The sequence below is a fragment of the Streptomyces sp. NPDC002779 genome, assembly GCF_042888685.1.
Classification (GTDB): Bacteria; Actinomycetota; Actinomycetes; order Streptomycetales; family Streptomycetaceae; genus Streptomyces.
Map to the genome: position 1 here is coordinate 504,432 of NZ_JBIAQC010000004.1, position 26,047 is coordinate 530,478.

General features: G+C 69.7%; 24 protein-coding genes. 15 read left to right on the forward strand and 9 right to left on the reverse strand.

Features of this window, described 5'->3' with window-relative positions; translation table 11 throughout:
* Positions 1 to 33 precede the first annotated feature (33 nt).
* The 4 genes from ACFYW5_RS15035 to ACFYW5_RS15050 all read left to right on the forward strand — a co-directional run bounded on the left by ACFYW5_RS15035 (position 34) and on the right by ACFYW5_RS15050 (position 3,782).
* Positions 34 to 1,002: a LysR family transcriptional regulator gene (locus ACFYW5_RS15035; protein WP_389417392.1), complete on the forward strand. Its 969-nt coding sequence runs from the start codon at positions 34 to 36 to the stop codon at positions 1,000 to 1,002.
* On the forward strand, positions 999 to 1,874 hold the full coding sequence (locus ACFYW5_RS15040) for a serine hydrolase (protein ID WP_389417393.1): 876 nt from the start codon (positions 999 to 1,001) through the stop codon (positions 1,872 to 1,874). The genes ACFYW5_RS15035 and ACFYW5_RS15040 overlap by 4 nt, the downstream gene beginning before the upstream one ends.
* Before the next feature lie 598 nt (positions 1,875 to 2,472).
* Positions 2,473 to 2,703: a hypothetical protein gene (locus tag ACFYW5_RS15045; protein ID WP_389417394.1), complete on the forward strand. Its 231-nt coding sequence runs from the start codon at positions 2,473 to 2,475 to the stop codon at positions 2,701 to 2,703.
* A 149-nt stretch (positions 2,704 to 2,852) separates the two neighbouring features.
* Positions 2,853 to 3,782 (forward strand): N-acetylmuramoyl-L-alanine amidase, encoded by a 930-nt coding sequence (locus ACFYW5_RS15050; RefSeq protein WP_389417395.1) that lies wholly within the window; start codon positions 2,853 to 2,855, stop codon positions 3,780 to 3,782.
* 73 nt (positions 3,783 to 3,855) lie between these two features.
* On the opposite strand, the gene ACFYW5_RS15055 is transcribed toward ACFYW5_RS15050, so the two are convergent.
* Positions 3,856 to 4,734: an SGNH/GDSL hydrolase family protein gene (locus ACFYW5_RS15055; protein ID WP_389417396.1), complete on the reverse strand. Its 879-nt coding sequence runs from the start codon at positions 4,732 to 4,734 to the stop codon at positions 3,856 to 3,858.
* Between the two features lie 178 nt (positions 4,735 to 4,912).
* Here ACFYW5_RS15055 and ACFYW5_RS15060 point away from each other — a divergent pair, with 178 nt between their 5' ends.
* The gene (locus tag ACFYW5_RS15060) at positions 4,913 to 6,175 is read left to right on the forward strand and encodes a PucR family transcriptional regulator (protein WP_389417397.1); all 1,263 of its coding nucleotides are present in this window, start codon (positions 4,913 to 4,915) and stop codon (positions 6,173 to 6,175) included.
* A 22-nt stretch (positions 6,176 to 6,197) separates the two neighbouring features.
* Here the strand turns inward: ACFYW5_RS15060 and ACFYW5_RS15065 are convergent, their stop codons facing one another.
* Positions 6,198 to 6,875: a response regulator gene (locus ACFYW5_RS15065; protein ID WP_389417398.1), complete on the reverse strand. Its 678-nt coding sequence runs from the start codon at positions 6,873 to 6,875 to the stop codon at positions 6,198 to 6,200.
* Complete coding sequence (locus tag ACFYW5_RS15070) at positions 6,872 to 8,101, reverse strand: sensor histidine kinase (protein ID WP_389417399.1); 1,230 nt, start codon at positions 8,099 to 8,101, stop codon at positions 6,872 to 6,874. Before ACFYW5_RS15070 ends, ACFYW5_RS15065 begins: the two co-directional genes overlap by 4 nt.
* A 291-nt stretch (positions 8,102 to 8,392) precedes the next feature.
* Here ACFYW5_RS15070 and ACFYW5_RS15075 point away from each other — a divergent pair, with 291 nt between their 5' ends.
* The 4 genes from ACFYW5_RS15075 (at position 8,393) to ACFYW5_RS15090 (ending at position 13,162) form a co-directional block, all read left to right on the forward strand.
* A complete protein-coding gene (locus tag ACFYW5_RS15075) occupies positions 8,393 to 10,555 on the forward strand; it encodes an MMPL family transporter (protein WP_389417400.1) in 2,163 nt (720 codons plus the stop codon).
* 149 nt (positions 10,556 to 10,704) lie between these two features.
* Complete coding sequence (locus tag ACFYW5_RS15080) at positions 10,705 to 10,989, forward strand: hypothetical protein (RefSeq protein WP_389417401.1); 285 nt, start codon at positions 10,705 to 10,707, stop codon at positions 10,987 to 10,989.
* A 29-nt stretch (positions 10,990 to 11,018) separates the two neighbouring features.
* Positions 11,019 to 11,600, forward strand: coding sequence for an RNA polymerase sigma factor (locus tag ACFYW5_RS15085; RefSeq protein WP_389417402.1), 582 nt, complete (start codon positions 11,019 to 11,021; stop codon positions 11,598 to 11,600).
* A 5-nt stretch (positions 11,601 to 11,605) separates the two neighbouring features.
* Complete coding sequence (locus tag ACFYW5_RS15090) at positions 11,606 to 13,162, forward strand: IclR family transcriptional regulator C-terminal domain-containing protein (protein WP_389417403.1); 1,557 nt, start codon at positions 11,606 to 11,608, stop codon at positions 13,160 to 13,162.
* 25 nt (positions 13,163 to 13,187) lie between these two features.
* Here the strand turns inward: ACFYW5_RS15090 and ACFYW5_RS15095 are convergent, their stop codons facing one another.
* From ACFYW5_RS15095 to ACFYW5_RS15115, 5 genes are all read right to left on the reverse strand, one after another.
* Positions 13,188 to 13,595 carry a hypothetical protein gene (locus ACFYW5_RS15095; RefSeq protein WP_389417404.1) on the reverse strand — a complete coding sequence of 136 codons (408 nt, stop codon included), beginning with the start codon at positions 13,593 to 13,595 and terminating at the stop codon, positions 13,188 to 13,190.
* A 16-nt stretch (positions 13,596 to 13,611) separates the two neighbouring features.
* Complete coding sequence (locus ACFYW5_RS15100; RefSeq protein WP_389417405.1) at positions 13,612 to 14,082, reverse strand: DoxX family membrane protein; 471 nt, start codon at positions 14,080 to 14,082, stop codon at positions 13,612 to 13,614.
* A 132-nt stretch (positions 14,083 to 14,214) separates the two neighbouring features.
* The gene (locus ACFYW5_RS15105; protein WP_389417406.1) at positions 14,215 to 14,871 is read right to left on the reverse strand and encodes a lytic polysaccharide monooxygenase; all 657 of its coding nucleotides are present in this window, start codon (positions 14,869 to 14,871) and stop codon (positions 14,215 to 14,217) included.
* Positions 14,872 to 14,951: 80 nt separating this feature from the next.
* Entirely contained in the window at positions 14,952 to 15,401 is a 450-nt protein-coding gene (locus ACFYW5_RS15110; protein ID WP_389417407.1) for a DoxX family protein, read from the reverse strand.
* Positions 15,402 to 15,477: 76 nt separating this feature from the next.
* Positions 15,478 to 17,805 carry a family 49 glycosyl hydrolase gene (locus ACFYW5_RS15115; RefSeq protein ID WP_389417408.1) on the reverse strand — a complete coding sequence of 776 codons (2,328 nt, stop codon included), beginning with the start codon at positions 17,803 to 17,805 and terminating at the stop codon, positions 15,478 to 15,480.
* A gap of 575 nt (positions 17,806 to 18,380) precedes the next feature.
* Between ACFYW5_RS15115 and ACFYW5_RS15120 the strand changes: the two genes are divergently transcribed.
* The 6 genes from ACFYW5_RS15120 (at position 18,381) to ACFYW5_RS15145 (ending at position 25,230) form a co-directional block, all read left to right on the forward strand.
* Positions 18,381 to 19,562, forward strand: a complete 1,182-nt coding sequence (locus ACFYW5_RS15120; RefSeq protein ID WP_389417409.1) for an ROK family protein — start codon at positions 18,381 to 18,383, stop codon at positions 19,560 to 19,562.
* Between the two features lie 53 nt (positions 19,563 to 19,615).
* On the forward strand, positions 19,616 to 21,352 hold the full coding sequence (locus tag ACFYW5_RS15125; protein WP_389417410.1) for an alpha-glucosidase: 1,737 nt from the start codon (positions 19,616 to 19,618) through the stop codon (positions 21,350 to 21,352).
* Positions 21,353 to 21,395: 43 nt separating this feature from the next.
* On the forward strand, positions 21,396 to 22,709 hold the full coding sequence (locus ACFYW5_RS15130; protein ID WP_389417411.1) for an extracellular solute-binding protein: 1,314 nt from the start codon (positions 21,396 to 21,398) through the stop codon (positions 22,707 to 22,709).
* Positions 22,710 to 22,786: 77 nt separating this feature from the next.
* Complete coding sequence (locus ACFYW5_RS15135; RefSeq protein ID WP_389417412.1) at positions 22,787 to 23,680, forward strand: carbohydrate ABC transporter permease; 894 nt, start codon at positions 22,787 to 22,789, stop codon at positions 23,678 to 23,680.
* Between the two features lie 2 nt (positions 23,681 to 23,682).
* Positions 23,683 to 24,606, forward strand: a complete 924-nt coding sequence (locus ACFYW5_RS15140; RefSeq protein WP_389417413.1) for a carbohydrate ABC transporter permease — start codon at positions 23,683 to 23,685, stop codon at positions 24,604 to 24,606.
* 159 nt (positions 24,607 to 24,765) lie between these two features.
* Complete coding sequence (locus ACFYW5_RS15145) at positions 24,766 to 25,230, forward strand: ATP-binding protein (RefSeq protein WP_389417414.1); 465 nt, start codon at positions 24,766 to 24,768, stop codon at positions 25,228 to 25,230.
* Here ACFYW5_RS15145 and ACFYW5_RS15150 read toward each other — a convergent pair.
* Positions 25,201 to 26,022, reverse strand: a complete 822-nt coding sequence (locus tag ACFYW5_RS15150) for a sulfite exporter TauE/SafE family protein (protein WP_389417415.1) — start codon at positions 26,020 to 26,022, stop codon at positions 25,201 to 25,203. The two genes, ACFYW5_RS15145 and ACFYW5_RS15150, sit on opposite strands and share 30 nt — an antisense overlap.
* Positions 26,023 to 26,047 lie beyond the last annotated feature (25 nt).

Consider the following 26,047-nt stretch of genomic DNA (forward strand, 5'->3'; position numbering starts at 1 on the left):
AAGATCTATCCACTGTGTATATCATCACGGCTCGTGGATCTGATACGGCACCTGGAGTGCTTCGTGGCTGTGGCCGAGGAGTCGCACTTCGGCCGTGCCGCGTCCCGGCTGGGCATGGCGCAGCCGCCGCTGTCCCAGCGCATCCAGCGCCTCGAACGCGAGCTGGGCGTACGGCTCTTCGACCGCACCAGCCGCCACGTCTCCCTCACCAGGGCGGGCACGCTGCTCCTTCAAGACGCCCGTGACCTGCTCGTCCGAGCGGAAGCGCTCCGTGGGGCGGCTCGCCGTATCAGCCAGGGGGAGAGCGGGCTGCTGCGCGCCGCGCTGCCGTCCGACATCGCCGGCGAGACGGTCGCCGCCGCCCTCGTGGACCTGCACAAACACCACCCTGGCGTACAGCTGCACCTGCACGAACTCACCACCTCCGCTCAACTCGCCGGACTTGCCGCCCAAGAACTCGACGTCGGACTCATCCACCACCCCTGCGATGTCACCGGCCTCGAACTCGGTCCGGTGCTGCGCCGCGAGCTGGGCGTGCTGCTGCCGCGGCACCTGTCCGCCGCCGCGCTCACCGAAGTGCCGCTCGCCGCCCTGCAGGGCCATGTGCTGGCCCTCTTCCCCCACGCCGACGCCCCCGCCCTGTACGACGACGTCCTGACCACCTGTGCCCGCAACGGCTACACCCCGTCCGCCGTCCGGCACGGGCGGGGATCCGGCTTCGTCCGAGGGCTGATCCTCTCGGCCGACGCCGTCGCGTTCGCGCCCCGTGACACCGCCCGGCCCGACGGCGGCGGATCGGACCCGGCAGTCGTCTGGCGCCCCCTGGCCGGGGCACCCCTCGCGGTGCGCTCCTCGGTGGCCTGGCCCCGAGGCCGGGGTGACACGGCGGTCCAGGCGTTCGCCGAGGCAGTCAGCGAGGCCCTGCGGTCGACCGCCGAAGCCGGACCGGACATTCCCGACCGTCCCCTGCACCTGCGCCCGGTAGCGGAGTACCTGTTGTGACGTCCTCTCTCGTACGCCGCATCCACGCCGCCTTCGGCGAAGCGGGTGTCACCGGCAGCCTGCACGCCGTGGACGTCGACTCCGGCGCGCAGGTCGACGCTGGTGCCGATCTGCCGGTCGTCACCGCCAGTGTCCACAAGCTGTGCCTGCTGGTGGCTCTGTACCGGCAGGCCGCCGACGGAGTGGTGGACCTGACCGAGCAGATCGAGTGCCCGGTCGGCGAGCGTACGGCCGGTCCCACCGGCCTGGCCGCCCTGCTCGACCCCGTACGCCTCTCGCTGCGGGACGCGGCCCAGTTGATGATGACCGTCAGCGACAACGCGGCGGCCGACCTGTTGATGGACCGCGTCGGCATCGACGCCGTCAACCGGACCACGGCCCGCCTCGGCCTGGACCGCACCCACGCGAGCCACGACTTCGGGGGCATGCTCGCCCTGCTCCGCGAGGACATCGGCCCGGGCGGGGCCGCCGCCCTGCTCGCACCGCACGCTCTGACCCGGCTGCGCGTCCTGGACCCGGCCGCCACCAACCACAGCACCCCGCGCGACATGACCCGGCTGCTCACCGCCGTATGGACCGACGCGGCCGCCCCGGCGGAGCACTGTGCGGCGATGCGCCGCGTCATGGGCCTTCAGGTATGGCCGCATCGGCTTGCCTCCGGCTTCCCCTTCGACGACGTGCGAGTGGCGGGCAAGACCGGGAGCCTGCCCACGGTGCGCAACGAGGTCGGTGTCGTCGAGTACCCCGACGGCGGCCGGTACGCCGTCGCCGTCTTCACCCGCTCCGCCTCCACGGCCGCCAACCTGCCGGGCGCGGACGCGGTCATCGGCACGGTGGCCCGCATGGCGGTGGACGCCCTGCGCGCCCGCTGAGGGGTCCGGTGCGGGGCGGGCGTGGCCAGTGCCGTACCGGCTGTGGACGGACCGTTCCCTTCCGGCCCATGAGCAACAGGCCCGTACCTGCGCGGCGTCATGACCTTGAGAGGGGGGCCGGGTGCCCCACGGGCAGACAGCACCCCCCTCCCGCCGTGCTGTCTCGGGTGCTGGCCGTGCTCGCGGCCGCTGTGCTGCTGTGGTGGTTCGTCTTCTACGGGGCGCCGCTGAGCTACACGTACGACCGCCGCACGCACACCGTACGGGCTGTGCTGACAATCGCGCTCGTCGTCCCCATGGTGCTCGCAGCCTGGCGGTTGATGGATCACCGCCCCTGGGCCGACGCGGGGTTGGCCTCCCTGCGTACGAGCGGGCGGCACGTACTGCTGGGCATGGCTTGTCGGGCCGTCCCCGCCGGCCTCGGGTTCGGGCTGTGCCTGGGACTGGGGTGGGTCGATGTCGTTGCGTGGACATCCGCCGCGGAGGTCGCCAGGGTTGCCGCCCTGCTCCTCGTGCTGGTCTTCCTCTACGAGGCGCTGCCCGAGGAACTGGTCTTCCGCGGCTACATCCACAGCAATCTCCTTGTCCTGCGGCGGCCTTGGCAGGCGCTCTGGTTCTGGGCGTCCTGCGCACCGCGACCGGCGACATCGCGGCCGGGATCGGCTTCCACTGGGCCTTCCAGACCACCGCTCAGCTCTTCCTGGGGGAGGGCGCGGCCTTCGACGTCGCCGGGACCACCGCCCTTGGAATGTTCGCGTTCGGGTGCGTGCCCTTCACACTGGGCTGGATGGCCGTGACCCGTATCTATCGCGATCGCATCGATTTCTAGGGTGCCGACCGCTCAGGAACCAGCGTGCCGTCCTGCGTGAACCGTCCCGGCTCGGTCGTCGTTGTACCGGGTGCCCTCACACGCCGGGGCGCGACGACAACTGCGCTGGCGCAGACCCTGTGTGACGACCCGTCGAAAGGCTTCCGATCATGGCTAGACCCCTTTCCTCTGCCAAGATGCTCGCCGCGCTGAAGGCCGAGGGTCTTACCGTGCACGAGCACGCGGGCTGGAGGACCCACAATCGCGAGGCGGCGACGGGCAAGACGTTCGGCCCGGTGATCGGGGTGCTGATCCACCACACAGGCGGCCACAACGACAAGGAGCTCTGCTTCAGGGGCCGGCCTGATCTTCCGGGTCCGCTCTGTCATGCCTGGCTGGGCAAGACCGCCGGGCTGTGGCTGATCGGACACGGCCGGACGAACCACGCCGGTGCCGTCGATCTCGACGTCCTCAATGCGCTACGCGCCGAAGCTCCCCTCCCGCACGACAACCAGGCCAACGCCGACGGCAACGACGTGTTGTACGGGCTGGAGATCGAGAATCGTGGCAAGGGCAACGATCCGTACCCGGACGCCCAGTATCGCCGGGCCGTGCTGTGGGCCGCCGCGATCTGCCGGGCCCATGGCTGGAGTGAGAAGTCGGTGGCGGGACACAAGGAGGTCCAGCCCGGCAAGATCGACCCGAGCTTCGACATGGACGACTTCCGTGCCGACGTGAAGAAGCAGCTGACCCGGAAGCCGGGCGGGGGCGGGGCCGTCACGCCGGGCGACGGCTCTGCGGCCAAGCCGCGAGTCGACCTGTCGCGCCTCATCAAGGCCGCGAAGACCGACCCGGGTGCCGGGCAGGGCCACATCACCTATATGACGGGGACGAATCTCACCGAGGCGGCCCTGGTCCAGCTGGGCTTCCTTGCCAAGGCGTTCGCAGGCGACGGGTCGTTCGGCTCCAGCACGGTCGCCGGGTACGCCAAGTGGCAGCGGAGCCTCGGCTACACCGGCGACGACGCCAATGGCATCCCCGGCAAGGTCTCCCTTGCGGAACTCGGTGACAGGACAGGCCTGTTCGCGGTCACGGCCTGAGCGGTCGAGGAGGGGAGGGAAGGCAGCAACTGCGCCTCCCCTCCCGCGGCCACCGCGGGACCGCCGCGTGTGCTCAGCCCGTGCGAGTGGTGGTGGAGAGGACCGCGGAGGCGAGGGCGTGGCCGATGGCCCTGGAGCCGTTCGCGTTGGGGTGGAGCGGGGTGGCCACGTGGGTGGGGATGAGGCCTTCCATGTACCGGTCGGCAGGTGCCGCGCACGTGTCGTGGCCGATGCCGAGGGAGTAGGTGTCCACGTAGGCAGCACCGTTCTGCCGGGCCGTCGTCCGCAGTGCGGCGCTGAGGTGATCGACGGCGCCCTGGATGTAGGTGGCGTCGACGTCCCAGATGGGCTGGGTGGGGTAGCAGCCGCCGGGACGGATGTAGTTGCCGTAGCCGATGACGAACACCTCGGCGTGCGGGGCGCGTTGCCGGACCTGGTGGAGCGTGGTGGCGAACTTCGGCGCCCAGGCGTCGATGCGTGCCTTCACGGTGTCGACGCCGTCTTCGGTGTTCTTGGCGGCGCAGCTGGTGCCGAGGGGCTTGGGCAGCAGGTTGACGCATCCCAGGGCGGTGGCGACCAGTCCGGTGTCGTTGCCGCCGATGGTGATGCTGACGACGTCCGTCTCGGCGGTCAGGGCGTCGAACTGGGGCTTGGTTCCCGCATGTTGGGAGGTGGTGAAGTGGTCGGCGGTCGCGCCGGAGCAGCTGACGTCGGTGAGTCTGGCACCCATCGCCTTGGCGGCGATGTGCGGGTAGTCGGCCAGGGAACGCAGACACAGCAGGTTCGAGGGGTCGATCGGCGGCACCAGGGGTGCGGCGGCGAACGAGTCGCCCAGGGCCACGTACTCAAGGGTTTCGGTGGTCTCGGCGGCAACGGCCGGTGTGGCAAGGGTCGTTGCCAGGGCTGTTGCGGCCACGGTGGCTGCCAGCGCCGTTCGCAGGCTGAGGTTCACGTGCGGCTCCTTCGGCTCACGGGGGGTGCGCGCGGACGCGCCGGGGTGCCAGGGGTCGAGGGCGGACGGCGGGCGCACAGCCCTGTTTACCGGCCGGTAGGTTTGTGGTGCGATACATCATGTCGGTTGCCGCTCCCCGTGCTTCCGGTCAGGAGAACAGCGTTCCGAGGGGTGGTTTGTGTCCGCGTACAACGTCGGCACGATTGGCGACAGCGGTGAGAGCGTGCAGCAGTACCTGCTCAGATCCGTGTACCGGCTGCAGGCAGCGGTCCTGGAGCGGCTGACCACGGAACTGCCCGTCTACCGGAAGCTGCCCGCCGAGCAGCTCAACGGTGATGTCGCGCGCATGATCCGTCGCGGCATCACCGACTTCGCGCGGATCCTGGAAAGCGGCTCGATGCCGGGCCCCGAGCAACTCGCGCTGCTGACCGGCTCGGCCACACGCCGGGCGGAGGAAGGGCTGCCGGCCGAGGCGATCGTCTCCGCCTACTTCCTCGGAGCCCGCCTCTGCTCGGACGACGTCACCGCGGCGGCCCGCCCCGAAGACCTTCCGGCCGTCACCGCCATGCACAGCCTGCTGCTGGAGTACCTCCAGCACGTCACCACCGCCGTCACGGCCGGCTACCTGCACCAGATGTCGACGACCGTCGGCGAACGGCACAGCGCCCGCCAACTGCTGCTGACCGCCCTGCGCGAAGGCCGCGTCGACGAGGGAGCGGCGAGAGAAGCGGGCCTCACCCTTCCCCCCGGCTACCTCGTCCTCGCCCTGGCCATCGGTCCGCATGCCGATGAGCACGCACCCGGCGTCGACACGAACGCCGCGGCGCAGCGCAAGCTCCGGCGCCTGCGCACGGAACTCGCCCTCCACAGCCGCGGCACCGCCCTCACCTCACTGACCACCGCCGGCGGCCTCGTACTCCTGCCCAGCGACACCGACCCCTCGCAACTCGGCCCGGCCCACTGGGACGACACCACGCAGCTCCTGACCCGCCTGCGGCGAGCCGCCGGTGCCACCGTGCTCGCCGCGGCTGTCCCGGCCCTGCCCGGCGATGTCGCCCGGGTGTGGCCCATCGCCACCGAACTGGCCCACATCGCCACCGCCTCGGCACGCCCACCGGGCCTGTACCGGCTGGAAGACCTCGCGCTGGAGTACCAGCTCTCCCGGCCCGGCCCCGCCCGTGCCCATGTCGCCCAACTGCTCGAGCCGCTGGAGGCTCACGCCGACCTCCTGGTCACGCTGACGGCCTTCCTGCGCCATGACCTGGACCGGCGCGCCACCGCCAGAGCCCTCAATGTCCACCCCAACACTGTGCTCTACCGGCTCCGCAAAATCGCCGGACTCACCGGCCTGGACGCCTCACGCCCCACAGACCTGCCCACCATCCACGCCGCCCTCACCTGCCGTACCGTGCAGGCCCCGCCGGTCCGGAGAAACGACTGAGGGCAACCCCGAGCAACCGTGGTCAGTGACCGACGTCGTGGTCACCGGCTTCGATCAGTCCGCTCTCGTAGGCGAAGATCACGATCTGGATGCGGTCCCGCAGACCGAGCTTGGCGAGGATGCTCGACACGTGGGACTTGACGGTCGCGGCACCGATGAAGAGCTGCTCGGCGATCTCCGAGTTGCTCGCGCCGCGGGCGACGGCGATGACGACCTCGCGCTCGCGGTCGGTGAGCCGCGCCACCCGGCCCGACACGGCGGAGCTGACGACCCGGCGCTCGGCGAACTGGTCGATGAGCCGCCGCGTGATGGAGGGCGCCAGGAGGGCCCCGCCCTCGGCCACGGTGCGTACGGCGACGGCGAGTTGCTCCGGGGGAATGTCCTTGAGGACGAAGGCGCTGGCTCCGACGCGCAGCGCCTCGTAGACGTACTCGTCCGGCTCGAACGTGGTCAGGATCAGCACGCGCACCGGCCAGTCGGCCTCTTGCAGGATCCGCGAGGTCGCTTCGAGACCGTCCATCTCGGGCATGCGGATGTCCATGAGGACCACGTCCGGGCGTTCCCGGCGTGCCGCCTCGATCGCCTCCAGCCCGGTCCCCGCCTCGGCCACGACCTCGATGTCGTCGTTGATCCGCAGGATCATGGCGAAGCCGCGGCGGACCAGCGCCTGGTCGTCGGCGACAACGACGCGGATGGTCACGCGGGCTCCCCGAGGACGGGCTGGACGGGCAGATGGGCGGTCAGGCGGAAACCGCCGCCGGGCCGTGGCCCCGCGTCGAGCGTGCCGCCGAGCAGCAGGGCCCGTTCCCGCATGCCGACGATGCCGTGGCCGCCCATGCCCGTGGTGCGGGCGGTGCCGGACACGGACTGCAGGGCGGCGCCCTGGCCGTCGTCGAGGACTTCGATACTGATGCCGGGGCCGCACTGGTCGTGTCCGAGGCGGACCTCGGTGCGGGTGTGCGGTCCGCTGTGCTTGAGCACGTTGGTCAGGGCCTCCTGGACGATGCGGTACACCGACAGCTCCACGCGGGCCGGGAGGGGAGCGCGGATGTCGTCGGTGAGGGAGACGTCGAGCCCGGCCTCACGAACCTGCGCGACGAGCCGGGGCAGATCGGTCAGTCCGGGCTGGGGGCCGAGTCCGTCGCGCTCGGCCTTGGGGCGCAGCACTCCCAGGAGATGCCGCAGCTCGTCCAGTGCCTGGCGTCCGGCTTCCTCGACCGCCGTCATCGCCTCCAGGGCGCCCTGCGGGTCTTCGGCGGCCACCATCCGGGCGGCGCCCGCCTGCACGGTCATCATGCTCACCCGGTGGGCGACCACGTCGTGCAGTTCCCGGGCGATGTGGGTGCGCTCCTCGGCGGCGATGCGCTGTGCCTCGGCGGCCTGCTCCTGACGGAGCTGGGCAGCCCGCTCGGAGCGCAGCCGCAGACGGCGGCCCATGTACCAGGCCCCGAGCATGACCAGGCAGCCGAAGCCGATCTCGCCCGCGGGCAGGGAGAGGAGCAGGCCGTCGAGGGTGACCGCGCCGACCGCAGCCACGACGCCGAGGGGCCCCCACCGCCGGTCCTGGGTGTGCCGTCCCGCGCTGTACAGGGCGACGATCACGATTCCGCCCACGTTGGCGTAACTGCTGCCCAGCATCGGGGCCCACGCCGCGAGCGCCACGCTCAGTACGGCGAGCGGCTTGTGCCGACGCCAGTAGAGCGCGGCACCGGCTGCCGCGAAGAGCAGGAGGACCGCTGGAGGAAGGTCAACGACCGGGCGGACGACGAGGGAGTCTCCCGGCCCCTCCTCCAGGGAGGTCACCGCCACGAACATGGCGAGGGCGAGGGTGGCGTCCGCGATCCGCGGCCACCGGACAAAGGGGCCACGGAACTTGGACGGCACGCTGCGCACCGGCGTCCCGGCAGGCTGTGCCGTGCGGTTCATCCTCGCTCCATCACCGGGCTGTCGTGCCGCGCCGACCTCGATGGTCACGGCGCCTGAAGCGCCATCGTATTTCCACGCCCACGACGTCGGCACCCGTCGGCAGGCGGATCCGGCTGTCCGCCTCCAGGGGGAGGCGCGCGCCGGACTTCCCCGTCCGGGGCCGGAGTGGCGAACCCCTCCGGCGGCCGGGGACAGCGACGGCTGCGGCGCCCACGATGGGAGCCCTCACGCCGTATGCCGTCGCTGTGCGAAGACGTCGGCGGCAGCCCTTTGACAGGAGTCCACGGAACCATGAACCGATTTACTCGACGCATCGGCAGGGCGAGCGCCCGCCGACCGTGGGCCACCATCGCGGCGTGGGGAGTCGCCCTTTTCCTCCTGCTGCCCTTGGCCGCTACGGCCGGCGGGTCCTTCGTCGATGACCTGGTCGCTCCTGGCAGCCAGAGCGAAGAGGCGATGGAACTGCTCGAAGAGCGCTTCCCGGAAGCGTCCAGAGGCAGCGCCTTGGCCGTGTTCGCCGTACCGGAGGGGCAACGGCTCGATCGTCACCGGTCTGCCGTCGACTCGGCGGTCGCGCGGATGGCCGAGGTGGCGCATGTCGCCGCGGTGACCAGTCCCTTCCCGGCGGGCACGATGTCGCCCGACGGGCGGATCGGTTTCGCGGAGATCACCTTCGACGTGCCCACCATGAAGGTCGCTCCCGCGCAGATCGAAGCGCTGAGCACTGCGATCGACCCCCTGGGCAAGGACGGTGTCGTGGCCGAACTGGGCGGCGACGCCGTCTTCATCAACGCCGAGACACCGACGTCGGGTGCGGAGGCGGCCGGCCTGCTGGCCGCACTGGTCATCCTGGTGGTGGCGTTCGGTACGCTCGTGGCCGCGCTGGTGCCCATAGCGCTGGCCCTGGTGGCCGTCGCCGCGGGGCTGGGCAGCATCACCCTGCTGGCCAACGCCATGGACGTCTCCACCGCCGCCCCGACCATCGGCGCCATGATCGGCCTGGGCGTCGGAATCGACTACGCCCTGTTCATCGTGGCCCGCTACCGCGAGAACCACGCAGCCGGCCAGGACAACTCCGCCGCCCTGTCCCACGCCATGGGCTCGGCGGGCGCGGCCGTGCTCTTCGCCGGTGGCACCGTCGTCGTGGCGATGGGTGCCCTCGCGCTGACCGGCCTGGGCTTCTTGACCTCGATCGGCCTGAGCGCCTCGCTGGTCGTCCTTTTCGCCGTCGCGACCGCGCTCACCCTGCTGCCCGCCCTGCTGACCTTGCTGGGCGACCGCATCCACAAACGGCGGCTCCTGGGCCGCAACCGCCCGGCGCGCAAGCCGGAGGACAGCGCATGGTGGCGTTTCGCCCACCGGGTGTCCGGCCGGCCATGGCCCTACCTGATCGTCGCCGCCACCGCGCTACTCGCGCTGGCGGCCCCCGCGCTGCGGATGGAGACGGGCTTCCCCGACGCGGGAAACGATGCGACCAGCACCACCCATCGCCGCGCCTACGACCTGCTCACCGAAGGCTTCGGCCCCGGCGTCAACGCCCCGCTCCTGGTCGTCGCCGACCTGCGCAACCCCGGCGCCGACGCCGAGGACATCCCCGCGCTGTCCGAGCGCATCGCCGCCGACCCGGGCATCGCCACCGTCGGTGAGCCCCGGACGTCCGCGGCCGGTGACACGGTGGTGCTGCCCCTGCAGCCCACCACCGCCCCAGCGGACGCCGAGACGTCGGCGACGCTCGACCGCATCCGCGACCTCGTCCCCGACAACGTCGCCGTGTCCGGCATGACCGCCATGACCGACGACCTCACCCGACAACTCGCCGACACCCTGCCGGTGTTCGTCGGCGCGATCCTGCTCAGTTCGTTCCTGCTGCTGATGCTGGTGTTCCGCTCCATCGCGATACCAGTGAAGGCCGCCGTGGTGAACCTGCTGTCCATCGGCGGCGCCTACGGCGTCGTGGTCGCCGTCTTCCAGTGGGGGTGGCTCGGAGGCCTGTTCAACCTGGAGGGAACCTTCCCGATCGTGTCACCCCTGCCGACGATCTTCTTCGCGGTGCTGTTCGGACTGTCCATGGACTACGAGGTGTTCCTGCTGTCCAGGGTCCGCGAGGAGTACGAGGTCACAGGGGACAACACCGAGTCGGTGGCGCGCGGCATCGCCGCCACGGGCCGTGTGATCACCTCCGCCGCGCTGATCATGACGGTGGTGTTCCTCAGCTTCGTCGCCAACCCCTCCCCGCTGGTCAAGATGATGGGTCTGGGCCTGGCGACGGCGATCGTGCTCGACGCGACGATCGTACGGATGGTGCTGGTTCCCGCTGTCATGGCGCTGATGGCCAACGCCACGTGGTGGCTGCCCCGCTGGCTGGACCGCATCCTGCCCCGCGTCAGCGTGGAGGAAGCCGACGTGCCGCGGAGCCCTGAGCCGGTCCTCGCCCCCACCCCCGGGCGGGTGTGACGATCCGCCCACGACACCTCGCTCCCATGTTCTAGCGATCCCCCTCACAGGTGAACTGGCGTTGCTGCGGGGGAGATTGAGGGGCCCGAGTACGTCTGGTGGGTGAGACGCGGACCGCGTTCCTGCCCGATGGATGGAGAGCCACCTATATGACGCCGTTCTTGGAGTGGACCGGGTACGTCCCGGCCGCCGTGAGCGCGGTGCACGCGCTGGGCGCACTGGTGCGCGTGTGGCGAAAGAAGTCTGCCGGCCGTGAGGCCGCACAGTCCGACGCCGGCTTAGCGGCGGGGGGCAGCCAGGAGGGCCGGGTGGAGAGTGTTCCGGTCGCGCCCGTGGCGGCTCCGTGCGGTGGGGTGGTCGTCGTGCGTGTCGAGCTCACCGTCCGTGTCGGCGGCGGGGACGCGGCCGCCGAGTCGGAGCGCGGAGCGTGGTAGGCGACCCGCTGTCGGGGAAGGCCGTCGCGGTGAGCGCGACGGTCGGCCAGCGCCTGGTGGAGGCGTACCCGGCGTTCGTGCAGACACAGCCTGCCGTGCTGCAACGCTCGTACCGGACACTGTCGTTGGCCACCTGCCAGGACATCGTGCAGGAAGCCGTCCTGGCCGTGGCACGCAAGGCCGCGGCGGGAGAGCTCGCGCCGGAGACGAACGTGACCGCATACCTGCGGACGACGGCCCGCAACCTCGCCGTCGACATGCTGCGCGAGCGACAGCGGACCAACGGAGGGACAGTGCTGCTCGGCAGCACGGAAGCCCTGGACACCGTGGTGCCGCGGCAGCGGGAGGTGGGCGACGAGGATCAGCGGGTGCTGCACGAGTTGGTCATCCCGGCGATCTCCACCATGCCTCCCGGCCTGCGCAAGCGGGTGGTCGATCTGCAGAGCCGCGGCATGAGCGACACGGAGATCGCGGCCGCGCTCGGGATACCGGCGGCCCGCCTGCACAACCTGCGCAACAAGGCAGTCACGCAGCTGAGGCATGCCCTGGCTGGGCACATTCGGGACGGGCAGCGGAAAAAGCGGCAGCACGGAAAGCAGGGGAACAGGTGACGGATGTGGGCAGGGACGACGACCGCGGCGGCGGGGCGGGGCACCCGGAGCAGATGGTCCCGGCCGGCCTCGCGCACATGCTGGCCCAGCTCGCCGGACCCCATGACTTCTGGGACAGGCCCGGCGGGGACTTCGGGCCGTTGACGGACGTCTACGCGCTCAGCGCCGACGCGGCGCAGCGGGTGAACTCCTTCTACCGGCTGGGTTCGAAAGCCCTGCGGCGAGGTGAGCTCGGCCCGGCCGCCGACTGCCTGGGCGCGGCTGCCGAGTGGGGGCACCCCGGGGCCCTGTTCAAGCTGGCGGCCCTGGCCTGCCGTAGCGGCGGTTCGCACGAGGACGTGCGGTTCCTGGTGGCGGAGGCGGCCCGGCACGGACACGGCGACGCCCGCCGCCTGCTGAGCCCAGCAGACCAGCCGTCACCCACCGCTGCCGAGGACATGGCCGTGGTGGAGGACCCGGAGTGCTGCGAGGAGGTCCGCTCGGCACTCGGGACGACCCCCACCGGCGGTGGCACCGGCCAAGAGGCGCAGCGGCTACGGCACGACGCCGTCGCCCCGGCGCGCCCGTATGTGAGCACGGGCCCTACGGGGCCGCCAGCATCCGACTCCACGCCAGGGCTGTGGGCGCCGCCCCGGACGTTATGGACCCCGCCTGTCGCACGCCCGGCCCCCGAACACCAGCCACGCGAATGGGAATCCGCGCTGCGCGTACTGGATGTGCTGCACCTCGTCCACGACTCGCAGGGCTCCGTCACGGTCGCCGAGGCCGCCCGCGCGGCGAGCGTGACCGCGGCGGCGGCCGAGGAGCTGATGGCCTGGCTCAGTGACAACAGCCTGACCGCCCTCCAGCCTGACGGCACCTACACGGCCGGCCCGCTGATGCAGGCGACCGCACGCGGCGAGGACGTGCTCCAGCAGGTCCTGGACCGGCTGCGGGAGGACACCGGAGCCGCGATCTACGTCAGCGCCTACACCGACGGCAACCTCACCGTCACCCATGCCTCCTACACCGCCGACGCCCCGAAGGTCGACGAGTACGTGCCCTTCAAGGAATGCGCCCACGCCAGCGCGGTCGGCAAGAGCATCCTGTCCCAACTGACACCCGAAGCCAGAGAGGACCACCTCTCACGCTGGCGACCGGTCTCGCTGACCGCCAGGACCATCACCGACCCTCAGGCCCTCTACCGCACACTCGACAAGCACGGTCCCGCGGGATCCCATTTCGACGTGATGGAGTACTGCGACACCGACGTATGCGCCGCCATCCCGCTGCCACTTCCCGGTCAGGCCCGCTGCGTGGCGCTGTCGCTTCCTCTTGCCGAGCGCCACCGCCTCACCACCGCCGCCCGCATCCTGAGCAACCGCTCCACCGGTCTTCTCCTCGCCGTCATCACGGCGGCCGTCCCCCTCGACCCGACCCCACCGACACACCGGCCGCCCCAGCCCGCCGCCCGGCCCGACGACCCGCCCCGCACCTCCGGCCTGGGCGCCGGCCTCTTCCTGCCACCCCGGCTCCATGACCGGCTCGTCACCCCGGCCCGGTTGTTCATCGGGCGCCCTTGAAGCCCGCCTTGCGCGTCGAAGAGCATCAGCGCCCGCAGGTCGACGAGGAGGGGGATGCGGTCCCCGGTCCGGCAGCCCGCTGCCTGGCGGGCGCGCAGGACGAGTTCGCCGACTCCGTAGTGGTCGGGCAGCGGGGGTGGCGGCGGGGTCGGTGGGGGAGGGCGCCGCGGAGCGTTTCCATGGCGCCGTCGATGGGCGCGTAGAGGGTGCCGTGCGCGAGGTTGATGCGCGGTGTGCCCACGAAGGAGGCGACGAAGGCGTTGGCGGGCAGGTCGTACAGCTCGTCCGGGGCGCCGATCTGCTGCAGGACGCCGTCGCGCAGGACGGCGACGCGGTCGCCCAGTGCCATGGCTTCGGCCTGGTCGTGGGTGACGTAGACGGTGGTCGCGCCGGTGTGACGCACCACGGAGAGGATCTCGGTGGGCAGCCGCACGCCCGCAGGCCGGGCTTCAGCGAGTGAGTTCGTCGGACGTGACAGCCAGACAGGCGGCCACCAGGACCAGGTTCTTGAGGACGTACTGGCCTTCGAGCGTGGGCACGCCGTGGTGCCACATCTGCCCGGACAGCAGTGCCAGGGAGCTGAAGGCACCGGCCATGTGCGCGAAGAACACGGCTAAGGCGACCCGCAGCAGCAGGCCGGTGACCAGGGCGAGTCCGATCAGCGTCTCCGCGGTTCCCAGCAGCGGCAGGGACACGTGGGAGGGCAGCAGTCCGCCGGTGAGCTCGCTCATGGCGGCGACCGCGATCTCCTCGGCGGGGCTCGCGGCGGGGAAGAACTTGAGCACCCCGAACCAGCAGTAGACGATGCCGACGCTGATGCGCAGCACGGTGATGCTGCGCGCCCGGTAGTACTCGGCCGCGCGCTGTGCGGTTGTCCGGCGGGCTGAGGAGGTGTGCTCAGGGGCGTGAGAGTCAAGCATGGGGCCTCCGGGAGGCGCCCGGCCCGGCGTCGGCGGCCGGCCGGTGACGGGGGAGTGGGGGAGGGCCCCGCGAGGTGCGCGCCTCGCGGGGCCGGCTTGCCGGGGTGCTGGTTCAACCGCGTCCGGCGGATGTCAGGTGAAGTTGACGTCGCTGCACAGGAAGTACTTCTGGTCCATGTGCGACGCCTTCCAGACGGTCACCACGACGTGCCGTCCGCTGTAGCCCGACGTCGAGACGTCGGTGACGTAGTGCGGCTGGTAGGAGTAGCGGCCGGTCCTCTTCACCAGTTCCAGGTCGTTCCACCCGATGAGCTGGTACTCGGGGTTGAAGCCCTGCTTGGTGACGTAGACCTCGAGCCAGTCGGCGCCGTGTCGTGCCTCGTCGTAGATGTCGACGGTGAAGTCGGAGCCGATGGTGGTCGTCTTCCAGGGGCCGGGGCGGTCGAGCGGCCGGTAGTTGGTCTCGCCCTGCCCGCCGGCGCTGCAGATCTGCCCGTCGGGGATGACCTGCTTGTAGTTGTCGCCGGTGTTGTTGGCGTAGACGGCCTTCCATGCGGCGATGGCGTTGGGGTTCTCGTGGTAGGTGCGGTAGCACATAGGGTCCTGTGCCTCGTTCGGCTCGGTGTATCCCCAGCGCTGCAGGCAGCCGTAGTTGCGGGTCTCAGGGGTGATCACCGTGCCGTGTGCGGCGGCCGACGGTGCGAGCGGAAGCAGGCACAGCAGGCTGGTGGTCACCACTGAGGCGCCGAGCGCGGTGCGGCGCGTGGGTGTTGCGGGTGTGCGGTTCATGGTGCTCTTCCTCCGGTTGTTCGGGGGTCGCGAGCGGAGGACTCCCACCCGCGAATTACGTGCACATGACAGCCAGGGGTTCAGGTTCCTTGCGTGTCCGCCACCTCCTTCCTGGGGGCGGGTCGCGTGCTCGCGCGCGGGGCGAGCAGCGCCGTCACCGGCCAGCGGCCGGGGCCGAGGGCGGCGATGAGGAGGAAGGCCCAGCAGAACAGAGCCGCCTGCTCGCCGCCGTTCTCCAGAGGGAACAGGCCGTCGGGCTGGTGGTGGACGAAATAGGCGTAGGCCATGGAGCCCGAGCACAGGGCCGCGGCGGTCCGGGTGAACAGTCCGGCGAGCACCAGGCCCCCGCCGACGAGCTGGATCACCGCCGCCCACCATCCCGGCCACTGGCCCGGCCCGGGCGTCGAGCCTGCGTGGGGTCCGCCCAGGACGTCGAACAGCGTCGCGGCCCCGTGGCAGGCGAACAGCAGCCCGGCGACCATGCGGAACAGGCCCAGGACGGTGGCTTCGTGGCGTGCGGGAAGTTCCACGATGGTGCTCCTTCCAGGGATACCGGTGTGAGGAGGGCCGTCGGCGGTGCGGGTGCGCCGACGGCCACCGGTCGTGTCAGCCGGCCGGAGTCCACTTCTGGCTGGCCCAGCCGCCGCAGTCCCACAGGTGCAGACGGGCGCCGTCGGCGGTGCTCTGGCCCTGTATGTCCAGGCAGCGTCCGGACTTGAGGTTCTTCAGGCTGCCGTCGGTCTGGAAGGCCCACTTCTGGCTGTCCCAGGTGCCGCAGTCCCACAGGTGCGCCTTGGTGCCGTTGGCGGTGGCTCCGCCCTCGACGTCCAGGCACTTGCCGCCGGACTTCAGTTGCTGACCGTCCAGGGCCCAGGTCATCGACGGCGTGCTGGCGCACGTCCATTGCTGTACGGCGGTGCCGTTGGCCGTGCCGCCGCCGGCCCGGTCGAGGCACTTGGAGGTCGCCCCGTTGACGATCTTGCCGCCGGTGACCGGGTCGGGATCGGGGTTGTTGCCGCCCGGTCCCCAGGCGTTCCAGTTGTCCCAGGTCTCGGCATCGAAGCCGATCCGGCCGAGCTTGTCGGCGGCCCAGTTGGTGCCGGACTTCTGGATGGCGGTGCCGCCGACGGTGTAGTTCTCCAGCTTCAGCCCGCGGCTGTCACGCGTCTCGTTGCCGAGGGTGACCTTCTGTCCGGCGGAGTTGGTGTACCGCTTGAGGAGGCTGACCTGGGAGGAGGCGTCGAGCTGGTTCCAGGCGTCGATCTTGAGGTTCTTGACGTGGATGTTCTCGGCGCTGGACAGGGCGAAGACGCGGATCGCGCAGTTGGTCATCCCTTCGACGGTGATGTTCTCGAAGGTCATGTTCTTCACCCATGAGCCCGGGTCGGCCTTGGTGGTCGAGCCCATGTCCTCCCAGTGGGAGGAGGAGTTGAGGATGCAGGTGTTGTACTTGACGTCCTTCCAGTACATGCGGTTGTGGATGACGTGGGTGTTGCTGACCCGGACGTTGTCGATGGTGCGCGGGGTCCAGCCCCACTGGATGACGGGTCCGTTCTCGTTCTTCCAGACGACGGTGTTATCGATGCTGACGTCGCTGTGGTACATCTTCAGCACGTCGTCGTTGGCGTTGAAGAACGTGTTCTTCATGGTGCTGCCGCGGTAGAGCTCGATGCCGTCGGTCTGCCAGTACCAGGAGCCGACCTGCTTGTAGTTGTCGACCCGCATGCTGAAGGTCTGCTCGTCGCCGTAGACCACGAACGAGTGGTACGGCGGCTCGTTGATGGTCACGCCTTGCAGGTCCAGGTGCTGCTGGCGGCCCTGCGCGGAGGCGAACTGCAGCATCTTCACGCAGCTGGAGTGGCAGTTGGAGGCGCCGGAGAGGTGGTCATAGTTGTTGTTGGTGTCCGCCTCGTAGACGTACTGCTCACCGGAGAGCACGCCCTGGCCGGTCACCCTGTACAGCCCCTGGCTGTCGTCGGGGAACCGGATGGCGCCCTTCACGTACGCGCCGGGGGCCAGGTAGACCCACTTGACCTGCTTGGGCAGCAGCGCGTGGTACTTGGAGGTCATGTAGTAGGTGCCGGGCCGGAAGTACACGATCTCCTCGCTGATCGTGTTCAGGTTGGTGACCTGGCCCTGCTGCGGGTAGTGGATGCTGCCGGAGGCCGACGTCGGCACCAGCCGGTCCTTCTCGGCCCCGGTCGGGGCCGGCTCGGCGAAGATCATCATGGAGTTGCGGGGCTCGGTGTGGATGGCCCGGTTGCCGCCGCCGCCCTGCGTGGTCAGCTTGCCGGCGTCGTTCGCGGGGCCGGACATGTCGTTGTACGCCGTGTACAGCTGCGGGTCGAACTCCACGGAGAACCGGTAACCGGCCGAGTTGTAGGGCACCTTGACGCGGACGGTGTCGGCGTCCACCAGTTCCTTGGCGAAGTTCAGGCTGCTGGGCTTGATCTTCACCTGGTCGGCGGAGGAGATTGTCTGGCCGGTGCGCAGGGAGACGTCGACCCACGCATCGGCCGTGTACTGGAAGGACGACCAGCTCATGGTGAGGTTCGCGGCCGAGGAGAACTCCGCCCCGTCCTCCTTCGTATAGCCGATCTTGCCCTTGCCGCTGCGCGGGATGCTCATGTAGGCGAAGGAGTCGTACTTCGTCGTCGGGGCCGCTGCGGTGGCGACCTGGACGTCGTAGAACTGCGACCGCCGTACCTTGTCGTTCGCCACCGGGCTGGTGGTGTTGTACTCGTGATTGTCGTGCCACCACGTCTTGAGCTGCGGGCTGTCGGCCGTGGTGACGGTCGCGGCCTCGGCGGCGGATGCCGCCTGCACCGGGAGCGGTCGCGCGCTCGCCGTGCCGACGGGCACGACGGCGCCGGCCAGGGCGAGAGCGAGGCCGGCGGCGAGCGCCGCCAGCCGGCTCAGTCTTGCTGCGGGCATGACGAGTCCTCATTCCGTTGCTGGGGAAAGCAGCGCCCGCGGGCGCTGGACCTGCCCCGCGCCTGCGCCCGTCCGACGGGCAGGGAGCAGGGCTGAAGACAGGTACAAGAAGGTCAGGAGCACCGGCGTCCGGCTGCTTGCGGTACTGCCGGCCGGTTCGGTCACGGGTGACCGGGCCACGCGTCGGCTGGAGCAGCTGCGCGGCTTGTCGCGAGGGGACCTCCCTTCGAGCCGGTGCGGGATGCGTGCGTGCAGCCGTCCATCGCCGTTCTGCGGTCGCGGCATAACGTCGCGTCATTTCTTCGCGGTGTCAATGAAATGAACAAGATCTCGTCCACGGTTCGGCCGAGTGGCACCCTAGGAATGGAGGCGAGCGGGACAAAAGCCCCGCTAATTCCCTCAAGAGGTCGGGGTCACGGTTACGTAACGCGAAGTTTTCTTCCTTGACGCACGAAATAGAGAGGGTCAGACTCCTGTCATCCGCAGTCGGCCGCAGTCATCGCAGTCCGACCAGCGGTTCGGCACCGGACCGACCGACTTCCTTCCAGCCGATCACTGCTTCGGAGGCATGTGTGATGACCCCGTCCAAGATCCGTTTCTCGGAGCTTGTCGGTGAGCAGACCCGCGCGGAGATCTTCGCGACCGTGCTCACCGCGGGGCCCATCTCCCGGACCCAGCTCGCCCAGCGGCTCGGGCTGGTGCCGTCCAGCGTGACGCGTATGCTTCCGCCGCTGCTGGAGCACGACTACCTCCGCGAGCTCGACACCGCCCCCCAGGGGCGGGGCCGACCGCAGAAGATGCTCCAGGTCAACCCGGACAAGCACATCGTGGTCGGCGTCAAGATAGGTCCGGCCCAGGTCTCCGGAGTGGTCACCGACATGGCCGCGGGCGTCCTGGCGCGCGCTGAGCAGCCGATCGCCGACTGCACCCCGGAAACCGCCCTGTCCGCCGTCGCCGACCTGACCCGGCGACTCCTGGCGGAGGCCCCCGAGGCCGCTGACAGGGTGCTGGGACTGGGGGTCGGGGTCAGTGGTCACGTCGACTCCAGTGCCGGAGTCTGCCGTTACTCCGCCCTGCTGGACTGGAACAAGGTCGATGTGGCCGGGCCGCTGCGTGCGGCCACAGGACTTCCCGTCGTGGTGAACAACGACGTCAACACCCTTGTGGTGGCCGAGCGTTGGTTCGGTCAGGGCCGGGACGTCGACTCCTTCGCCGTCGTCACCGTCGGTCCGGGCATCGGCTGCGGACTGCTCCTCGACGGCGCTCTGTTCTCCGGCGCCACCGGACTGGCCGGGGAGCTCGGCCACCTGCCTCTGGACCCGACGGGCCCCATGTGCAGCTGCGGCCGCCGCGGCTGCCTGGAAGCCCTCGCCGGCGACCGCGCCGTCCTGCGCCACCTCCAGGACGCCGGAGTCTCCTGTGCGGGGATCACCGAGGCGATGGAGCTGGCCCGCTCGGGCACCGGCTCGGCGCAGACCGTGGCCCGGTCCGCCTTCACCGAGGCCGGAACCGCCCTCGGCAGGGGACTGGCGGGCATGTGCAATCTGCTGAACCTCCAGAAAATCATCATCGCTGGTGAGGGCGCGGTGGCCCACGACCTCTTCGGAGCCGCCATGTCCCAGGCCCTGCAAGCCCACGCCTTCTCCACGGCCGCCCACGACTGCGACATCCACGTCGACCCCGTGCACCACGACCTCTGGGCCCGGGGCGCCGCCTGCCTCGTGATCCAGGACGCGGTCGGCGCGGCGCTGTCCTGACCCGATTCAGCTCCACGACAACCAGTACCCGAGACACATGACGAGGTTTTGACGTGCCCGAAAACGTGGCCGGTCCCGCCGACTCCTGGTGGAGCAACGCGGTGGTCTACCAGATCTATCCCCGCAGCTTCGCCGACTCCGACGCGGACGGCATCGGGGACCTCCAAGGCGTCATCGAGCGCCTGGACTACCTGTCGCAGCTCGGTGTCGACGTGCTGTGGCTCTCCCCGGTGTACCCCTCGCCGCATGACGACAACGGCTACGACATCAGCGACTACCAGGGCATCGACCCGCTGTTCGGCACGCTCGCCGACTTCGAGCGACTGCTGGCCGGCGTCCATGAGCGCGGCATGAAGCTGGTCATGGACCTGGTCGTCAACCACACCAGTGATGAGCACTCCTGGTTCACCGCCTCCCGTGACGGCGGCCCGGGCGGTGACAAGCGCGACTGGTACATCTGGCGCCCGGCACGCGAGGGCATGGAGCCCGGCACGCCCGGCGCGGAGCCCAACAACTGGGGCTCGTTCTTCTCCGGCCCGGCATGGACGTACGACAAGGCGAGCGGGGAGTACTACCTGCACCTGTTCTCCCGCAAGCAACCCGACCTCAACTGGGACAACCCCGAGGTCCGTCAGGCGGTGTACGCCATGATGCGCTGGTGGCTGGAGCGGGGCGTCGACGGCTTCCGCATGGACGTCATCAACCTCATCTCCAAGGCGGACGGCCTGCCCGACGGGCCGGTGCACGAGGGCAGCCGCCACGGAGACGGCAGCGCCCACTACATCTGCGGCCCCCGCGTCCACGAGTACATCGCCGAGATGCACCGTGAGGTCTTCGACGGCCATCCGCGTCCGCTGCTGACCGTCGGCGAGATGCCCGGCGTGACGGTCGAGGAAGCACGGCTGTTCACCGACCCCGCCCGCCGCGAACTCGACATGGTCTTCCAGTTCGAGCACGTCGGGCTCGATCAGGGTCCCGGCGGCAAGTTCGACGTCCGTGCGCTGAAGCTCACCGACCTCAAGGCCAGCCTGGGCCGCTGGCAGGCCGGGCTCGGGGAGACCGGCTGGAACAGCCTGTACTTCTGCAACCACGACCAGCCCCGGGTGGTCTCCCGGTTCGGTGACGACAGCCCGGCCTACCGCGACCGGTCGGCCAAGCTGCTGGCCACCGTGCTGCACCTGCACCGCGGCACCCCGTTCGTCTACCAGGGCGAAGAGCTCGCGATGGCCAACGCCCCGTTCGCCTCCATCGACGACTTCCGCGACATCGAATCGCTCAACCACCACCGCGACCAGCTCGCTCTCGGCGCCGACGAGACACACATCCTCGAAGGGCTGCGACACCGCAGCCGCGACAACGCCCGCACCCCGATGCAGTGGGACGCCACCGCACACGGCGGCTTCACCACCGGCACCCCGTGGATCGCCGTCAACCCCGACCACGTCGACATCAACGCCGAGGCACAACTCGCCGATCCCGACTCGGTCTTCCACTACTACCGGCGCCTGATCGCTCTGCGCCACACCGAACCCGCCATCACCCACGGCGACTTCCACCTGCTCCACCCCGAGCACGAGCAGCTCTACGCCTTCACCCGACACGACGCCGCCTCCGGCACCGAGCTGCTGGTGATCGCCAACTTCGGGGCCGGCGACCTCACCGTCGGCCTGCCCCACGGCTGGGAGGACAGCGACACGCTCATCGCCAACCTTCCGGCCGCCTCACCTCTCACGAGCACCTACACCCTGCGCCCGTGGGAAGCCCGCGTCCACCGCCGCCGCACCGCCTGACACGCCCGCCCTTGCCGCAACGACGCACACCAAGGAACCAGCCATGAACAACCCGCGCACCCGCACCGCCCGCGGAAGAACCCTTCTCCTGGCGGCCTCCACCCTCGCCCTGCTGGCCCCGCTGACCGCCTGCGGCGGCTCCGACACCGGCGCGGGCGACGGCAAGACGCTGCGGCTGTGGCACTACGAGCAGCAGGACGGCGCCCTGAGCAAGGCCTGGGACGCTGCCATCGCCGAGTTCAAGAGGACCCACCCGGACGTCAAGGTCGTCTTCGAGCGCAAGACGTTCGAGCAGATCCAGCAGAACGCCGGGATGATCCTCAACTCCGACAAGGCGCCCGACGTCATGGAGTACAACAAGGGCAACGCCACCACCGGCCTGCTCGCCAAGCAAGGCCTGCTCAGCGACCTCACCCCTCTCGTGAAGGAACACGGCTGGGACACGGCGATCAGCGAGCGGGCCTCCGTCACCGCCCGCTACGACGCCAAGGGCGAGATGGGCGGCGACAAGTGGTACGGCGTGCCGAACTACGGCGAGTTCGTCCTCACCTACTACAACGACGACCTGTTCAAGAAGCACGGCATAACCAAGCCCACCGACTTCAAGAGCTTCGAGGCCGCGCTGGCCAAGTTCAAGGCCGCCGGCGTCACACCGCTCGCGAACGCCGGCAACGACCACCCCGCCGGCCACTGGCTCTACCTGCTGGCCGTGTCCAAGGCCACGGACGCCTGGGTGGACGACTACCAGCTCTACAAGGGCAAGGTCGATTTCCACGGCCCCGAGATGACGTACGCGGTGAACAAGTACCAGGAGTGGCTGAAGAAGGGCTACTTCGAGAAGAAGGACGTCGGCCTCAAGGGCAGTGACATGACCGAGCAGTTCGTCTCCCAGAAGCGGCCCATCATGGTCGGCGGGAACTGGTGGTTCGGCGGACTCAGCACCGACATCAAGGACTTCTCCTGGTCCACCGCCCCCTACCCGGGCAGCGAGAAGACGCTCGGCTCCGGCGGCAACCACTGGGTCATCCCCACGAAGGCGAAGAACAAGCAGCTCGCCGAGGACTTCATCGCCATCACCATGTCCGACGAGGTCCAGAAGCTGATCGGTGAGGAAGGCAGCGTCCCCCTCACCGCCAAGGCCGACATCATCGGCAACGCCAAGGCGAAGGAGCTGATCACCGCCTTCGACACCTACGAGACGAACAACGGCCTGGCCTTCTACCCGGACTGGCCCGTGACCGGTTACTACGACACGTGGCTGGCAGCCACCCAGAACCTGATGAACGGCGGCAAGCCCGACACGGTCCTCGACGAGCTCGCGGCCCCCTACGACACGTACGTCGCCGGCCGGTCCTAGCACCCCCTGGTGCTGCGTCGTTCAGGGGACGGCGCCCCGGTAGTCCGGGACGCCGTCCCGCCCACCTAGGAGCAACCGTGAAAACCACACGTCACCCGCGGTCCACGGGCTACGCCGTCTTCCTCGCACCGGGCCTGCTGCTCAGTGTGCTCTTCCTCGTCGTCCCGCTGGTGATGACCTTCTACTACAGCTTCACCACCTGGCAGGGCATCGGCACCCCCGCCTTCACCGGCCTGGACAACTACACCCGCCTCTTCCAGGACGCCGACTTCTGGGCCTCGTTCCGCAACATCGCCTTCGTCATCGTCGGCATCGCGATCGTGCCCACCGTACTGGGCCTGTTCCTGGCCGCCCTGCTCTTCGACTACATCGGCAAGAAGCACGGCGACGGAATCGTCAGCGTCTTCCGCTCGGGCCTCTACCTGCCGCAGGTCATCCCCGTCGCCGTCACCGGCCTGATGTGGGGCTGGATCCTCGCCCCCGAAGGCGCCGTCAACAGCATCCTCGACACCATCGGGCTCTCCTCGCTCGCCCAGAACTGGCTCGGCGACCCCGACCTCGCCCTGTGGATCGTCCTCGGCGTCCTGGTCTGGATGCAGCTCGGCTACCCGCTCGTGCTGTTCATGTCCGGCCTGCAGCGCATCGACCCCGAACTCTACGAAGCCGCCGCACTCGACGGGGCGAGCTGGTGGCAGCGCTTCACCCGCATCACCGTCCCCATCCTGCGGCCCGAGGTCTACGTCGTCCTGGTCACCACCACCATCGCCGGCCTGAAGGTCTTCGCCCAGATCTTCGTCCTCACCGGCGGCGGTCCCGGCAACTCCACCCTCGTCCCCGCCTACTTCGCCTACCAGAACTTCTTCGAACGCGCCGACGTCGGCTACGGATCCGCGATCTCCAGCACCATCACCCTGCTCGTGCTGGTCATCGCCGGAACGATGCTCGCCCGCCAGGCCCGCGAGGACGGATGACCATGAAGACCGACACGATTCCTCCCACTGCGCCGGACGCCGGGCAGGCCGCTCTTCTGCGCCCCGCCCGCCGGACAGGACATCGCGGAAAGCCCACGGCCGCCGGACGGGGAGCGGGTTCCTACGCCGTCGTCGCCGCCGTCACCGTCTTCGTCCTCGCCTTCCTCGCCCCCTTCCTGATCATCCTGGTCAATTCCTTCAAGACCAGCGCCGACTACCGCGCCAACGGTTCTCTGTCCTGGCCCGAGCAGTGGAACTGGAGCATCATCGGCGACGTCTGGGAGCGCGTCGACTTCACCCAGAAACTCGTCAACAGCATCCAGATCAGCCTCGGCGTCGTCGTCATCGCCGTCGTCCTGGCCCTCCTCAACGCCTACGCCATCGGGATCGGCCGCATCCGGTGGCGCACCGCCTTCCTGGTGTTCTTCCTCGGCGTCAACGTCCTGCCGCAAGAGGGCCTGGTCTACCCGATCTACTACCTGTTCAAGGAACTGGGCCTCTACGACGGCAAGCTCGGCTACACCATCCTGGTCGGCATCACCTACAGCGCGTTCGGCACCTACCTGCTCTCCTCCGTCTTCAGCACCTTCCCCCGCGAGCTCATCGAGGCCGCCTCGCTCGACGGCGCGGGCCGCCTGACGATCCTGTGGCGCATCGTGCTGCCGATGAGCTGGCCCACCTTGTCGGTGATGTGTGTGTTCTTCTTCGTCTGGAGCTGGAACGAGTTCCTCTACCCACTCGTCCTGCTCATCTCCAACGACCAACAGACCGTTCCGCTCGGCCTGTCCGTCATGCAGGGCCAGTACACCAGTGACCCCACCGCCATGAGCGCCGCCGCCCTCCTCGGCGTCATCCCGATGATCGTCTTCTTCCTCATCTTCCAGCGCTCCCTCACCCGCGGCCTCACCGCAGGCGCCGTGAAGTAGCCCCGCGGGGACATCAGCCACCCCGGATCCGGAAACCCCAACCGCCCCGCACCGGATCCGGGGTACCACCACCCCCTCGAAGCCGTCCGCAGCAGCACAGGAAGGAGCCCAGCCCACCACCCGAAGAACCCGAAAAATGCCCACCTCGATGAGGCCCCCATGAAGACCACCACCAACCAGAGCATGCGCCGGCAGCACAGCTATGTCCCGCACGCGACCAGCCTCCCGCTGGACCACACCCCCCAAGCAGCACACCGGGCCCGCCGCCACACCTCCACGACCCTGCGCGGATGGGGGCTCTCCCTGGCATTGGTCGACGACGCGGTCCTGGTCGTCTCCGAACTCGTGACGAACGCCTACCTGCACTCCCGCCCCGGGACCGTCGGCCTGCAACTACTGCTTGAAGGACGGCAGTTGCGCATCTCCGTCCACGACGGATCCCCAGCACCCATCGACGTCACCGCCCCCTGTCACACCTCCGGATGCGACCATGGCCGTGGCCTGGGCATCATCCGCACACTGGCCCACACGGTTGGCTGCAGCACTACGCGCACCGGCAAGACGGTATGGGCTCTGATGGTGGTATCCGGCCGCTCAGGTGTGACGGGCGACTTTGACCGCTGAGACGAGCAGGATCACGGCCAGCGCAGGGATGAGCACCAGGTCCGGGAAGACGCCGAGCAGCAGTCCGCCCAGTACGGCTCCGGTGACCGAGCCCGCCGCCATGACCGCTGTGAAGCGGAGGTTGGCGCCGAGGACAGCGAAGCTGCCGTCCCGGCTGTAGCGAGCGAAGGCCACCAGCATGGTCGGCAGGGAGACCAGCAGGGAGAGACTTCCGGCGGTCTTGATGTCCTCGCCGAACAGCAGCACGATCGTCGGGATCAGCAGCTCGCCACCCGCCACTCCCATGATCGCGGCGACGGCGCCGATCCCGAACCCGGCCGCGACTCCGGCAGGGATCCGGGCCCCCAGCGGCAGTGCGAGGGCATCCACGGTGGTGATGTGAGTGACCACTAGCGCGACGGCCATGAGGACCATCAGGGCGGCCAGCACTCTGTAAAGGGTGGCGGAGCGCATCCGGACGGCCCAGGACGCGCCCGCCCAGGCACCGAGGAGGCTGCCGGCCAGCAGGTTGACCGCGACGGGCCAGCGAGTCGCGATCTCGGCGGCCGGGACCGCGGCCAGCCGCGCAGGCAGCGCGACCAGGACCACGACCAGGCTCATCGCCTTGTTCAGGATGACCGCCGAGAGCGCGGCGAACCCGAACAGACCGATCAGCAGAGGCAGGCGGAACTCCGCGCCGCCCAGCCCGATCATCCCGCCCAGGACCCCGATGGCAGCCCCCGCCCCGAACAGGACAGGTGCCGAGTGCGTCGGCCGAGGGAGGCAAAGGGACTGGGGCTGGTCGGTGGTCATGACCGGCATCCTGCCCAGAGGCCCC